This window comes from Sporosarcina ureae (assembly GCF_002109325.1).
GTDB classification, from domain to species: domain Bacteria; phylum Bacillota; class Bacilli; order Bacillales_A; family Planococcaceae; genus Sporosarcina; species Sporosarcina ureae_C.
This window is the reverse complement of sequence record NZ_CP015348.1, coordinates 3,232,698-3,245,682: the sequence shown is the minus strand read 5'-3', so window position 1 is coordinate 3,245,682 and position 12,985 is coordinate 3,232,698. Positions and strand designations below refer to the sequence as shown.

The window sequence follows — 12,985 nt, the reverse complement described above, 5'->3', positions numbered from 1 at the left end:
CTTCTTTCTTCACTTCAGTTTACTTTCTTGTTCGTTCGTCATTTTTTGCAACTCTTCCACTAATTCAGTATGTAAATAAAAACTGTTTTCTAATCTATCCTTCAGCTGTTGCTGCAATTGATCGATCCAGTCTTGCGTGTCACTCGTATTTGGCACTAAATGCGGAAATTTCATCCGATTTAAATCATGCTGTTTACTGTCAAGCAACCATAGGAATGGAACAAGCGTCTCGATGATGTGTGTGTACCGCGTAAAGCCAAATGTGTCGAAGAATTCTACAATACACGCGCTTTCCACTTCAGTAATCAACTGTAATCGCTCTTCGAGTGTTGTTGGCGGAGTTTGTAACAATGTCGTCTTGCATTCATTGACTCTACCGATTGCTGCAGACAAGGAACGAATGAGATGGAAATTCGGAATCGATGCCAATAGCTTGTAATGGATACCACTGAAGTGATCACCGGCGAGAACCATCAATTGCTGTTCTTTGGATGATGCATCTGCGATATCAATTTGGTCATGAACGTCAAATGCCGTATGGATGGCACCAATCGCCAAAGCTGCGGTCTGCATCTCGTCCGTCCACTGCTCTCCATTGAGCAAAGGCAATAGGAGCAACGCTGCTTTTCGCCTGTCAATCGATGCACGCCCTGCATCTCGTTCGACCACTGGCTGGTAAATAGCGCGTCGCAAATCATATATATAATTGTCGACTTGGTCAGTGAATCCTTTTGTCTCCATCAGTAAGCTCCATTCCCGTAAACTATACGGTCATTCTTTTTCTTCGCTTGAAACTACGCCATGAGCTGTATGAATTTCAGCTTCTCCCCGAATCTTTATAGCGGATGTATGCTCGGTAAACTGCGCGATCATGACTTCTCCTCTATCTAATTTTTCGGTATGGTGAAACTTTGTGTCATTGCCTCTAGTGAGTCCAATGACATTCACTCCATCTTTTTTAGCTTTAATAATTAGATAATCCGGTTGTGTCATGTTCGCATCTCCAGTCTATATATAATTCTAATGATAGCATATACAGCAAGTGCTCGGCAAAGACCTTAGTTTGTTCTAATAAGAGATAAAATTTCAGCCCGTTTGACGTCATCGTGTTCATAGATTCCTCTAGCGACTGTCGTGATAGTTTTCGCTCCAGGCTTCTTGATTCCTCTCATTGTCATGCACATATGTTCCGCTTCAATAATGATATAGACACCATGCGGATTCAGTTTTTCCATCATAGCATCTGCCACGCTCGATGTAATGCGTTCTTGCAATTGCGGACGACGTGCTGCCGTTTCAACCGCTCTAGCTAATTTACTTAAGCCAGCGACCACTCCATTACGTGGAATATATGCTACATGGGCTACACCGAAAAATGGCACTAAGTGATGCTCGCACATAGAATAAAATGGTATATCTTTCACTAATACGACTTCATCATGATTTTCATGAAATACCGTATCAAAATAATCTCTTGGATCTTTATTTAGACCTTCAAAAACTTCTTGGTACATTTTCGCTACACGTTTCGGCGTTTCAACTAATCCTTCACGAGCCGGATCTTCACCGATCGCTTCCAAGATCATCGTAACTGCCTGCTCTAATTTATTTACATCTTGCTCTTTCATAACAGCATGTCCTCCTTGTAGGAACAAAACCTATTTCACCAAAATACTAGCACATTCCAATCATTCCGTATAGTGACTTGTACTTCCTTATGTATTCCATAAAAAAATGGAAAGGAGTCCATCCATAGCCATCTGATTGACAGATTTGCTGGACGGACTCCTATGTAAAATCTCGAATTATTTTACTGCGTCTTTTAGTGCTTTACCTGCTTTGAAAGCTGGAACTTTACTTGCAGCGATTTCGATTTCTTCACCTGATTGTGGGTTACGTCCTTTACGTGCAGCACGTTCGCGCACTTCAAAGTTTCCGAAACCAATCAATTGAACTTTATCACCGTTAGCAAGAGTTGATTGAATTGTATCGAATACAGCTTCAACAGCTTTAGTTGCGTCTTTTTTGTTAGACCTGCCGCTTCTGCTACAGAGTTAATTAATTCTGTTTTATTCACACCGTTCACCTCCTCTCAAAGGGGATGCTATTGCTGTTAACACTGTAAAAAGAGTAACATAAGAAAAACTGAGGTGCAACAATATTATCGCGCTTTTCCTTTATTCTCGGCATTTCAAGCGATTTTCATGGAAAAGCATAGAAAAAAGACCCGTTTTTGACGGATCTTTCTTCACTTCACACTATACTATTTATGCTTTTTTTCAGCTATTTTAGCTTAAACAATAAAAGTAATCATACCTTTATTTCCATCATTAACCATTTGTTCAATTGTTTCACGCAATCTTTTTCTCGCTCGATCTGGAACCGCTGCAGTCTTATATCGGATACTTTCTTTCATAACTTCATGAAGTGGTGTACCGAATAACTGCGTTTCCCACAGCGCTTCTCGATCATGTAAAAAGGCATTTTTTAATTCTTTTAACAAGTGATGACTGTGGAATTCAGAACCGATCAATGGAGCAAATTCTGCTTCCATATCGATTCGAATAATATGAAGCGACGGTGCTTTTGCTTTCATCTTTACACCATAAAACGTATCTTGTTTAATTAATTCAGGAGCAGTCGGCTGGAAATCTTCGATCGATGGCAACGCAACACCATACCCCGACTTTTTCGCTGTATCGATCGCTTCAGCATACATATCATAAGATTTTTTCGCTTTCACGGCTTCTTGAATAAATACGAGCCAATCTTTCTTAGAACGCATTTCTGTCCCCATAAACTCTTCACAGACATTAACGAAGGCTTGCTCATCCATATCAATCTTCACGATCGCTCGGCCTTTACCCGCATCCACTTCTATTACTTCTGCTTGCCTAATAAACTCCTCTTCTTGCAATAACTCTGCAATCTCCTGGACTTTACGAATCTTCGAGACGCCGAGGAACCCGTCTGTGATCAACTGATCGATACGTGAATTCAGTTTATGACTATCTCCTAGCTCTTCCATCCAATCCGGGCGTTGTAGTTCGATATCCGTAATCGGGAATTCATACAGCGCCTCTTTAAGAATTAACTGGATCTCTGCTGCATTGAGCTGATCCGCACTGATTGCAATGACTGGAACTCCATACTTTTCATGCAATTGATGTTTTAGTTCCAATGCTTTTTCATGAGCAGGCATTTTAGAGTTCAACACAATGACAAATGGTTTACCGATCTCTTGTAGTTTTGCAACAATTTCTTTCTCCGCCACTTCAGCAGCAGCCCGTGAAATATTATTCACCGTACCGTCTGTTGTCAGCAAGATACCAATTGTTGAATGATCACGAATGACCTTGTCCGTTCCGATCCGTGCTGCTTCTTGGAACGGGATGGGTTCGTTATGCCAAGGTGTATGGACATATTTCGGTCCGTCCTCGTCTTCATATCCTTTCACGCCATCAATGACGTAACCTACACAGTCTGCTAGGCGAATTTGGAATTCTAGTTCGCCATCCCCGATTGAAACACTTGTTCCTTGGGCAGGTACGAATTTAGGTTCTGCAGTCATAATTACGGGACCTGGTGAACTTTGGGGAAGTTCGTCTTGTGCTCGTATTCGATCATTGGCATCCGTCATGTTAGGAATTACGACTTCCTCCATGACTCGTTTGACAAAAGTGGATTTCCCTACTCGAACAGGGCCTACCACACCTATATAAATGTCGCCGTCTGTTCTTCTAGCTAAGTTTTCGTATAGTTCTTCTTTCATCATTAGCCCTCCTTTTTCTCCGCATTGTAGCTTATGAAATAGAAAACCGTTTCATGCACGATTGCATGAAACGGTTTTTAGGTAATGGTGCTAATTTAGTTAATAAACTTTGTAACGGTTCGGGATTGGTACTCCAGATGGGAACGCTTTCCGGAGGGCGTGGCTTGAGCCTCCTCGTCCGCTTCGCTCCCTGCGGGGTCTCAAGGCGCACGCTGATCCTCCCGGAGTCGTCCCATCTTCCGTACCAATCCTAGTTATATTTTGTGACAGATTGTATTACTCCCTGAATATGTAAAGTTCAAAAGCGAATACGTGAGGTCACCTGCAAGTTAGAGTAGGTTATTTCTTCATAAACACAGGTTCGTTGTTTTCGTCTACTGTGTAGGGCAAGGAGTATGCCGGGAGGACTAGGGAGTCTTCGTATAGTAGATAACGAATGTCTGTGCCTGGTTCTATTTCCGGCTTTTTCTCCATCAAGATCTTGTTAAGGTCGATGGAGTAGTCTACGTAGAAGTTTCCGTCGCCGCCTACTACGATGGGTAGGTGCGCATCGGAGTATGGACTTTGGACTGTTAGTGGTTCTTTGAAGCCCATTTTCTTAAAGTCTACTGCATAGACATTGTCCCCGACTGGATCCAAGAATGGTAGTTCTCCACTAATAAATTTGCGCAAATTTATGTCGCGCAGTTTTTCAGTAGTACGCAAGTCAACTAGTTTAACAGTCGGATTTTCTTCTACATCCATGAGAACGTATTGGAAGATGCCACCGTTTTCGAATGCGTTAGACGGAATTTTTTCAGTGAAGTCTGGTACGATTTTCGAGAACTCGATAGGATATTTGATAAATTGATCGGTTTCTTGATCGCGTGTTTTGATGGGTAATAGACCACCCGTTTGTTCTTGGTAGCGCTCAACAGCTTTCTGGATTGTTTCTTGCTGATCAGCGTACGGTGTTTCGCTTGCTTGCTTCTCTTCTGGCGGACGACCGCCACAAGCTGACAGTAACAATCCACAGATCATAACTGACAGTATAAGTAATCGTTTATTCATATGTTACGCCCCTCCAGTCGGTCCGTTGAATACTAAATAGACCATTGCGAAGAACGATGTAATTAATAGTGTATAGGCAATAATCGCAAATAAGATTTGTAGTGCACGGTTTTTTATTTTATAACGACTTAAATAGATCAAGCCCATTGAAACAACCATGAATCCCATTGCGTAAAAAGATAGCCACATTTTATCTAACGAGGACAAAATTGTCACCCTCCTACTATTTAGATACCGAAAAATGTATCGATTTCTTGTTTCTTTCCACGGTTCATTAATTCATCTACTGCTTGTTTAGGTGGGATGTTGCCGAATAATATAGAATACAGTGCTTCAGTTAGCGGCATATTAACGCCAAACTGTTCAGCCAACTGATAGGCAGCCTTCGTAGTACGAACGCCTTCTATGACCATTCCCATTTCTTCAGTCACTCTTTCAAGAGTTTGACCTTTTCCAAGTAAGTTTCCGGCTCTCCAGTTCCTTGAGTGTACGCTTGTACATGTAACGACCAAGTCCCCAAGCCCCGTTAAACCTGAAAACGTTTGTTGATCCGCGCCCATTTTGACGCCAAGCCGCGTGATTTCTGCTAGACCTCTCGTAATCAGTGCCGCTTTTGCATTATCACCGTAACCCAGACCATCAGAAATACCGGCAGCCAAAGCGATGACATTTTTCAATGCACCACCAAGCTCCACGCCGATGACATCTTTATTCGTATAGACACGGAAATAATTGCTCATGAATAAATCCTGCACCCGCTCTGCTGCTTCCATGTTGCTCGAAGCCGCTGCTACGGTTGTAGGGTGTCGAAGTACTACTTCTTCCGCGTGGCTAGGTCCAGACAACACGACAATGGCCTCACGCAGCTCTTCGTCTATTTCATCCGCAATGATTTCGGAAATCCGTTCCAATGTATTGGGATCGATTCCTTTGGAGACATGAACAAACACAGCCGGTTCGGTCAGTGATTCTTGTATACGACGACACGTCTCACGCATCGCAACTGTCGGTACAGCCAGCACAATGGTTTGCGCATGCTGTACCGCTGTTTGTAGGTCACTAGTAGAGTTAAGGTTTTCGGGCAGATTCACCTGAGGTAAGTATTGGTTGTTCGTATGCTGACTATTGATTTCATCCGCTTGCTCTGCACGTCTTGTCCAAATTAAGCTGTCATGTCCATTTTCAGCCAGCACAAAAGCAAGTGCTGTTCCCCAACTGCCTGCACCGATTATAGAGACTTTTTCCATTACCTCCGCCCTTTCTGTTTGTGTATTTAGCTTCTTGCTCTTGTAATTAAACGGATTGGTGTTCCTTCAAATCCAAAGGCTTCACGCAATCTGTTCTGTAAAAAGCGTTGATAAGAAAAGTGCATTAGTTCCGGTTCGTTGACAAAGACGACAAACGTTGGCGGCTTGACAGCAACTTGAGTTGCATAGTAAATCCGTAAACGACGTCCTTTATCTGAAGGTGCAGGATTTCTAGCTACCGCATCTTCCACTACCTCATTCAGAACACTTGACTGAATACGCAACGCATGATTTTCACTAATCATTAAAATATTAGAGAACAATGTATGCACACGTTGCTTCGTTTTAGCTGAAACGAAGAATATAGGTGCATAATCAAGGAATCTAAACTGATCACGAATATCATCGATAAAGTTATTCATTGTCTTGTCATCTTTTTCAAGTGTATCCCATTTGTTGACAACAAACATGACACCTTTACCTGCTTCTTCAGCAAAGCCGGCTACACGTTTGTCTTGCTCACGAATACCTTCTTCTGCGTTCATAACGATTAACACAACATCTGAACGGTCAATGGCTTTTAAGGCACGTAGAACACTGTACTTCTCCGTGTTTTCGTATACTTTCCCTTTTTTACGCATTCCCGCAGTGTCGATAATTCTAAACTCTTGTCCATCCACTACTTTCGTGGAGTCAATTGCGTCTGTTGTTGTACCTGCTATATCACTTACGATGACGCGATCTTCTCCGAGTAACGCGTTCACAAGTGACGATTTTCCAACATTCGGACGTCCAATCAAACAGAATTTGATGGAATCGTCTTCCTCTTCTTCTAAATCCATATCTTTAAAGCTCTCCGCCATCGCATCCAATAAATCACCAAGTCCTAGACCGTGTGATCCTGAAATTGGATATGGTTCTCCAAATCCTAGTGAGTAGAAGTCATAGACCATATCTCTCATCTCTGGATTATCAACTTTATTCACTGCCAATACGACTGGCTTATTCGTTTTATACAACATCCGTGCTACATGTTCATCCGAATCTGTCACGCCATCTCTACCATTTGTCAAGAAGATGATGACATCAGCTTCTTCAATGGCAATTTCAGCCTGTAAACGAATTTGATCGAGTAACGGCTCATCACGAAGTTCAATACCGCCCGTGTCGATTAAGTTAAATTCATAATTCAACCACTCTGCTGCACTGTATATACGATCTCGCGTTACACCGGCAACGTCTTCTACGATAGAAATACGTTCGCCTACGATCCGGTTAAAGATTGTCGACTTACCGACGTTTGGTCTTCCTACGATTGCTACTGTTGGTTTTTTCATTTTCTTTCATTACACCCTTCCGACCTATCTTTGAATATTATACACAAAAAGAATGATGATGCATATGAAAGCATCATCATTCCAGTTACGCTTATTCATCATTTGTGGCTAGTTTATCACATTCCCAAGATTATTCTTGGAATTTCTTTAGTTGGTCACCAATTACATCCGCAAGTGAGAAGCCAGTCGTTTCTTCAGGCATTTCATAGCTGAAGTTTTCTTCACGTGCTTCTTTTGGCTTTTCTGTAAGATCTTTGATGCTCAATGAGATACGCTTTTCCTGTGGATTGACGTCCAATACTTTGACTTGTACAGACTGCCCTTCCTCAAGCACTTCCTGTGGTGTACCGATATGCTCATGTGCAATACGTGAGATGTGTACGAGTCCTTCTACACCAGGCAAGATTTCAACGAATGCGCCGTATGCTACAAGTCGTTTCACTGTGCCGTCCAGTACAGAGCCGACTTCCGCTTTTTCTTCGATGTTTTCCCATGGACCAGGCAATGTATCTTTAATGGATAAAGATACGCGTTCCGCATCACGGTCAACAGACAATACTTTGACTTGGATTTCGTCTCCTTCTTTCAACACGTCTGACACACTTTCGATATGTCCGTGTGAAATTTGGGAAATATGAACCAAACCATCTACGCCGCCAATATCAACAAATGCCCCGAAAGAAGCGATGCGTTGTACTGTACCGTTTAAAACGTCACCATCTTGAATTTCAGAAAGTGCAGCCTCTTTTTTCTTGTCATTTTCTGCTTGAACAACCGCACGGTGAGACAAGATCAAACGATTCTTCTCTTTATCCATTTCAACGATTTTGAAAGTCATCGTACGACCTTGATAATCATCAAATGATTCTACAAAGTGATCTTCTACTAAAGAAGCTGGGATAAATCCACGAACGCCAAGGTCAACAACAAGTCCACCCTTTACTACGTCCTTTACTTCCGTTTCGATGATTTCACCATTTTCAAATTTCTCTTCCAATGAACCCCATGCATTCTCTGCATCCACTTGGCGTTTGGACAAGACGTATGTCTCATCTTCCACTTTGGTAATCGCCAATTCTAATTCGTCACCGACTGAGACTGCATCTGCTGCTTTTTCAATATGCAAGCTGGAAAGTTCACTGATCGGAATCACGCCGTCAAAAGGAGCGCCTGCAATTTCAACAGTCACCGATTTCTCTTCAACCTTCGTCACTACACCCGTTACGTGTGCACCTTCACCGTATTCTTTAACTTCATCCATATTCATCTCTTCAGTCATATGTAGTCCTCCTCCATAATGAATCTTACCTTTATATTATGCGAATCGAGACTTAAAAACAAAAAATTGCACTTATTCTTTTATTTGTACTGTTCAATCAACTTAGCAATCTCTGCCATAATTGCATCTGTTACCTCTTCGGCAGATGCTTTTCTTTCACGATAAGGCGTCATGTCCATCGCTTCGCCATACACGACTTTCAGTTGCGAGAAGGCTTTGTACGGTCCAATGATCGCACAAGGGACCACTTTCGCATCTCCTCCTTTTAGCGCGAAGAAACCTGCACCTGCTAACCCCTTTCCGATTTCCCCGGTTTTACTTCTTGTTCCTTCAGGAAAAAGGCCGACTACTTTATTGTCTCGTAATAGTTTTATCGTTTTCCGGAACGCCTCACGGTCACTCATACCACGTTTTACGGGATATGCTTGTACTTGCGGCAATAACGTTTTAAGAATAGGCTTATCAAAAAGCTCCTCTTTGGCCATAAAATGAACGGTTCTAGGACATGTGATTCCAACTACAGGCGGATCCAAATTGTCTATATGATTGGTACATAAAAGTACGCCGCCCTCTTTAGGGAAATTTTCTTTGCCGATTACTTTAATTCGATACAGTGGATAACAAACAGTACTAATCAAAAATTTGCCGAGTGGATATAAATTCATCATGCTAACCTCTTTTCGGCATATTTGATAATACTATTCGTCACTTCTTCTATTGTCTTCCCTGTTGTGTCAATTGTAATCGCATCTTCCGCTTTTTTTAATGGCGAAATCTTACGTTCGCTATCTGCTTGGTCTCTTTCGCTAATTTCTCTTTTCAATGTTTCATAATCTGACGTCATGCCACGCTGTTGTTCCTCTAGCAAACGACGCTCTGCACGTTCTTCTACAGAGGCTGTCATGAAGATTTTCAACTCCGCTTCAGGTAAAACAGCAGTCCCGATATCTCTACCATCCATTACAACGGATGATTGCGCAGCAAGATCTTGTTGTTTAGCAACCAATAATTCACGAACAGATGTCAATGCTGCGATCGCTGAAACGTTTGTGGTCACTTCATGAGAACGTATCGCATCCGTCACTTCAATACCGTCTAGCAAAACTTTTTGCATCCCTTCGTCTGGTTGCAATTCAATTTCAGTTTGTGCAATTAATTTAGTAATTTCTTCTTCATCACGCGGATCAATGGCACTTTGTAGTACTTTGTAAGTAATAGCACGATACATAGCTCCTGTATCGATATACGTGTATCCTAATTTCTTAGCTACTAATTTAGCAATTGTACTTTTACCTGCTGCTGCAGGGCCGTCAATTGCGATTCTCATTCCACTATTCATGCTGAAAACCCCTCCATTTACGCCTTTATTGTACCATATGAAAAAAAGAAAAGTCTGCTGTAGACAGACTTTCCTGTTAGTTATTTCGTAATTCAAGCTGTCGTTCAAAACAATAGCGAATAATATGTTGTCGGTCTTTCTCATCTACTTCATCAAATTTGAAAGAAGTCAGTCTGCGTTTCTCGCTTTCCCAATTCCTTACTACTCTTGCTTTACATGAAACATATTTGATTTCTGTTTTTGAGAAATATAACACAATGATCAACTTTACTTCTTCATTTTGTGCAAAATAATCATGATCTTTCATATTGACCGCTAAGCCGCCAGCACTCAGATCCATTGAAACTAACTGTAGTGAGGTGGCATCAGCCTGCAATGCTACGTCGAGCGAAGTATCTACGCGAACGAATTCTCTTCTCTGGATTTTAATCAGTTGCTTATCTCCAGGATACTCCAGTTTAAGCATAGGAATTGTTCGATTGATACGGCTATGCACTTCGGTACGAAATGCGTAAGACATCTTATAGTCATCCACGAACGTTACTAATAATTGTGTGCCATCTATGAAGAACGCCGTTTTTCCTGTTGCCATATTGATAGGATAATCCATCATAAAGTGATCATCACCTTCAATATCAACTACACGACACTTGAATTTCTCCGATTCTTCCGTGTAATCCTTTTCTATTGTTAATACCGTTCCGATAGTTAATTTCATTTCTCCACCTGCCATTCGTCCTATACATTCATTATGTCATGTGGAGTACATTTTTCCAATCCTTTTCTTATTGTTTTTCTGTCGTAATGACTTCTAATGTATCAGTGTCGACAAGAATTTTGTATGTCTCTACGTTCTCTTCGCCTGAAACAACCGTGAGATAGTGCGCAAGACGCTGTTGCATTTGACTATTTTCTACATATGCTAGCTCTTGCTTCATGACCGTAACTTCAGGTCTGAAGAATGTGTGCCACTCGGCTGTACGAATAGGTTGCGGTTTTGGTTGCTCTTTACGAATATATTCGGACGCATTGAGACCGATCACTTCTCCGTTATCTTTTGCTAATTTGATATGAATCGGGTCCGAGAATACTTTAGCCCCATTTTCAGGATACACGCGGACATAAACAAAGTGCCAAGCCGTATCGTTCTCTCTCGCTTCTTCGAGAACCAAATCTTTATAATCAGCCTTCTTTAAAAACTCGTCAGCTAACTTCTCCAATTCTTCATACGATACTGCAGGTTTACCCATACGACGCTCCACAAGATAGGACAATACATGACCGCCTTTTTCAGTTAGATCAATATAGCCGATTGAAGAGTTTTCCGCAAAACGGATATGATAAAACGGATAGGGAGCACCTTTCCTACTTCTTTCCGCTGCAATGATATCATTTGACACGGCGGGCAAAAGCTTTTTGAATTTCTGAATCGCCTCGTCCTCGCTTATTTTCTTTTCTTTTATATCGCGCAACTCTTTTTTCTTCTGAGCATCAGACTCACTTGCCGTTAAAGGGAATACCGATTCTGTATATTGCATGACAGACTCTCCCATTTTCGACCAATTCGCTTTACCATCTGGTGAGTCGCGCAACTTCTTTTCCCAGTTACTCATCGACATTCTTCTTGAAAACATGTCTTTTGTTGCCAATTGCCATTCACTCGTTAATTCATTAAGATTTTCTGAAGCGCGTTGCATGACACCATAATATTCGTCAGGTTCACCATTTTCCGTAGATTCCTTTGCAAAATTCCCTAACCGTCCTAAGTAATTCATCCAGGAAGTAGAGAAACTTTCATCGACAGGTAGAGAGGAAATGGACGATTTGATGTCCGAAGACAAACGCCAAATATCTTCTCTCTCTTTTGCGGAACTTTTTTGATCTTCAAAGAGTAACGACTTGTTTACGGCCTCTTCCAACTCCCCAAGTTTTTGCGAGGCATCTGTCATACTTTTCGAATACTGGCCATTTAGTGCAATCGATAACTCTTCATTTTCACGCACTGTCCCAAACGTATAGATTCCTAACACAATAAATGAATAGGTCAAAATGAAAATCATGCTTCTCATAATAAGCTAGGTCCTCCTTTCTATTAGTCACAAAATATGTGTAAACCGATTTTCTTAATTTGTGGTCTCGACCAAATCCATTTGCTAGTTGCGGTAATGGGATTGAAATAGTAAATAGCGTTCTCTGAAGGATCCCAGCCGTTGATTGCATCGATGACCGCTTCTTTCGCGCGCTCGTTCGGTGTCAGCCAAATCTGTCCATCCGCAACCGCAGTAAACGCGCCTGGTTGAAATATGACCCCACCAATTGAATCAGGAAAGTCTGCATGTTCAACACGATTTAAAATAACTGCTGCCACGGCCACTTGCCCCTCGTATGGCTCTCCACGCGATTCACCATAAACCGCATTCGCTAATAAATTAATATCTTGGTCAGTGTATTTAGGCGGTGCTTGCATTTGAGTTTGCGACTGTTTATGTGGCGCGCCGCCCTTTTTCACCTGCGATTCCAGCGACTGACCACCATAATAGGTAAATTGGTTGCCCTTAGCAATCTGTCCCTTTACATACTTTTCATCGTAATCCGTAATTCCTTGCAACTTCTTCTGGGTTCCTTTCCCAGCAATCCCGTCAAGCGGCAAACCGTATTGCTCTTGGAAATTGCGCAATGCCCAGTAAGTCCCAAATCCAAAATTGCCATCAATCTCTCCGTGATAGAAACCGATATATTGAAGTCTCGCTTGTAACTCAATGACATCATCTCCTTTTGCACCTTTTGCCAAGTCACGTCCACTGAATGCTTCACTATGACTCGCAAAGAAAGAAAACATCATGATGCCTGCCAGTAATAAAAATAGGAAGCGTTTTGTAATTCGCTTCATAGACATCCACCTCCAAAAAATTGTGCTTCCTTGTAGTTTGTCCAATATGCAGTATTTTATAAGGCAAAAAA

General features: G+C 41.8%; 14 protein-coding genes and 1 pseudogene. All 15 read right to left on the bottom strand.

Features of this window, described 5'->3' with window-relative positions:
* Positions 1-9: 9 nt before the first annotated feature.
* The 15 genes and pseudogenes from SporoP32a_RS15895 to sleB all read right to left on the bottom strand — a co-directional run bounded on the left by SporoP32a_RS15895 (position 10) and on the right by sleB (position 12,914).
* Positions 10-741, bottom strand: a complete 732-nt coding sequence (locus SporoP32a_RS15895) for a heptaprenyl diphosphate synthase component 1 (protein ID WP_085428803.1) — start codon at positions 739-741, stop codon at positions 10-12.
* A 30-nt stretch (positions 742-771) separates the two neighbouring features.
* Positions 772-993: a trp RNA-binding attenuation protein MtrB gene (gene mtrB / locus SporoP32a_RS15890; RefSeq protein ID WP_085428802.1), complete on the bottom strand. Its 222-nt coding sequence runs from the start codon at positions 991-993 to the stop codon at positions 772-774.
* A gap of 65 nt (positions 994-1,058) precedes the next feature.
* Positions 1,059-1,628: a GTP cyclohydrolase I FolE gene (folE, locus tag SporoP32a_RS15885; protein ID WP_085428801.1), complete on the bottom strand. Its 570-nt coding sequence runs from the start codon at positions 1,626-1,628 to the stop codon at positions 1,059-1,061.
* 177 nt (positions 1,629-1,805) lie between these two features.
* Positions 1,806-2,077 (bottom strand): annotated as a pseudogene (locus SporoP32a_RS15880) (HU family DNA-binding protein).
* Positions 2,078-2,293: 216 nt separating this feature from the next.
* The gene (gene spoIVA / locus SporoP32a_RS15875; protein WP_335696113.1) at positions 2,294-3,775 is read right to left on the bottom strand and encodes a stage IV sporulation protein A; all 1,482 of its coding nucleotides are present in this window, start codon (positions 3,773-3,775) and stop codon (positions 2,294-2,296) included.
* 336 nt (positions 3,776-4,111) lie between these two features.
* Entirely contained in the window at positions 4,112-4,822 is a 711-nt protein-coding gene (locus SporoP32a_RS15870; RefSeq protein WP_085428799.1) for a hypothetical protein, read from the bottom strand.
* A gap of 3 nt (positions 4,823-4,825) precedes the next feature.
* The gene (locus SporoP32a_RS15865; protein ID WP_369823268.1) at positions 4,826-5,038 is read right to left on the bottom strand and encodes a DUF2768 domain-containing protein; all 213 of its coding nucleotides are present in this window, start codon (positions 5,036-5,038) and stop codon (positions 4,826-4,828) included.
* An 11-nt stretch (positions 5,039-5,049) separates the two neighbouring features.
* Positions 5,050-6,069: an NAD(P)H-dependent glycerol-3-phosphate dehydrogenase gene (locus SporoP32a_RS15860; protein ID WP_085428797.1), complete on the bottom strand. Its 1,020-nt coding sequence runs from the start codon at positions 6,067-6,069 to the stop codon at positions 5,050-5,052.
* Between the two features lie 26 nt (positions 6,070-6,095).
* Entirely contained in the window at positions 6,096-7,406 is a 1,311-nt protein-coding gene (der, locus tag SporoP32a_RS15855) for a ribosome biogenesis GTPase Der (protein ID WP_085428796.1), read from the bottom strand.
* 130 nt (positions 7,407-7,536) lie between these two features.
* Positions 7,537-8,685 (bottom strand): 30S ribosomal protein S1, encoded by a 1,149-nt coding sequence (rpsA, locus tag SporoP32a_RS15850; protein WP_085428795.1) that lies wholly within the window; start codon positions 8,683-8,685, stop codon positions 7,537-7,539.
* Between the two features lie 80 nt (positions 8,686-8,765).
* Positions 8,766-9,350 (bottom strand): lysophospholipid acyltransferase family protein, encoded by a 585-nt coding sequence (locus SporoP32a_RS15845; protein ID WP_085428794.1) that lies wholly within the window; start codon positions 9,348-9,350, stop codon positions 8,766-8,768.
* Positions 9,350-10,024, bottom strand: coding sequence for a (d)CMP kinase (gene cmk / locus SporoP32a_RS15840; protein WP_085428793.1), 675 nt, complete (start codon positions 10,022-10,024; stop codon positions 9,350-9,352). The genes SporoP32a_RS15845 and cmk overlap by 1 nt, the downstream gene beginning before the upstream one ends.
* 76 nt (positions 10,025-10,100) lie before the next feature.
* On the bottom strand, positions 10,101-10,742 hold the full coding sequence (locus SporoP32a_RS15835) for a flagellar brake protein (protein ID WP_158232600.1): 642 nt from the start codon (positions 10,740-10,742) through the stop codon (positions 10,101-10,103).
* A gap of 67 nt (positions 10,743-10,809) precedes the next feature.
* Positions 10,810-12,093, bottom strand: coding sequence for a PepSY1/2 domain-containing protein (locus SporoP32a_RS15830; RefSeq protein WP_085428791.1), 1,284 nt, complete (start codon positions 12,091-12,093; stop codon positions 10,810-10,812).
* A gap of 23 nt (positions 12,094-12,116) precedes the next feature.
* Entirely contained in the window at positions 12,117-12,914 is a 798-nt protein-coding gene (gene sleB, locus SporoP32a_RS15825) for a spore cortex-lytic enzyme (protein WP_085428790.1), read from the bottom strand.
* Positions 12,915-12,985 lie beyond the last annotated feature (71 nt).

Excerpts from the sequence above, each read along its gene's own strand:
- SporoP32a_RS15895 (WP_085428803.1), bottom strand. The coding sequence starts at position 741 with ATGGAGACAAAAGGATTCACTGACCAAGTCGACAATTATATATATGAT.
- mtrB (WP_085428802.1), bottom strand. The coding sequence starts at position 993 with ATGACACAACCGGATTATCTAATTATTAAAGCTAAAAAAGATGGAGTG.
- folE (WP_085428801.1), bottom strand. The coding sequence starts at position 1,628 with ATGAAAGAGCAAGATGTAAATAAATTAGAGCAGGCAGTTACGATGATC.
- spoIVA (WP_335696113.1), bottom strand. The coding sequence starts at position 3,775 with ATGATGAAAGAAGAACTATACGAAAACTTAGCTAGAAGAACAGACGGC.
- SporoP32a_RS15870 (WP_085428799.1), bottom strand. The coding sequence starts at position 4,822 with ATGAATAAACGATTACTTATACTGTCAGTTATGATCTGTGGATTGTTA.
- SporoP32a_RS15860 (WP_085428797.1), bottom strand. The coding sequence starts at position 6,069 with ATGGAAAAAGTCTCTATAATCGGTGCAGGCAGTTGGGGAACAGCACTT.
- der (WP_085428796.1), bottom strand. The coding sequence starts at position 7,406 with ATGAAAAAACCAACAGTAGCAATCGTAGGAAGACCAAACGTCGGTAAG.
- rpsA (WP_085428795.1), bottom strand. The coding sequence starts at position 8,685 with ATGACTGAAGAGATGAATATGGATGAAGTTAAAGAATACGGTGAAGGT.
- SporoP32a_RS15845 (WP_085428794.1), bottom strand. The coding sequence starts at position 9,350 with ATGAATTTATATCCACTCGGCAAATTTTTGATTAGTACTGTTTGTTAT.
- cmk (WP_085428793.1), bottom strand. The coding sequence starts at position 10,024 with ATGAATAGTGGAATGAGAATCGCAATTGACGGCCCTGCAGCAGCAGGT.
- SporoP32a_RS15835 (WP_158232600.1), bottom strand. The coding sequence starts at position 10,742 with ATGAAATTAACTATCGGAACGGTATTAACAATAGAAAAGGATTACACG.
- SporoP32a_RS15830 (WP_085428791.1), bottom strand. The coding sequence starts at position 12,093 with ATGAGAAGCATGATTTTCATTTTGACCTATTCATTTATTGTGTTAGGA.
- sleB (WP_085428790.1), bottom strand. The coding sequence starts at position 12,914 with ATGAAGCGAATTACAAAACGCTTCCTATTTTTATTACTGGCAGGCATC.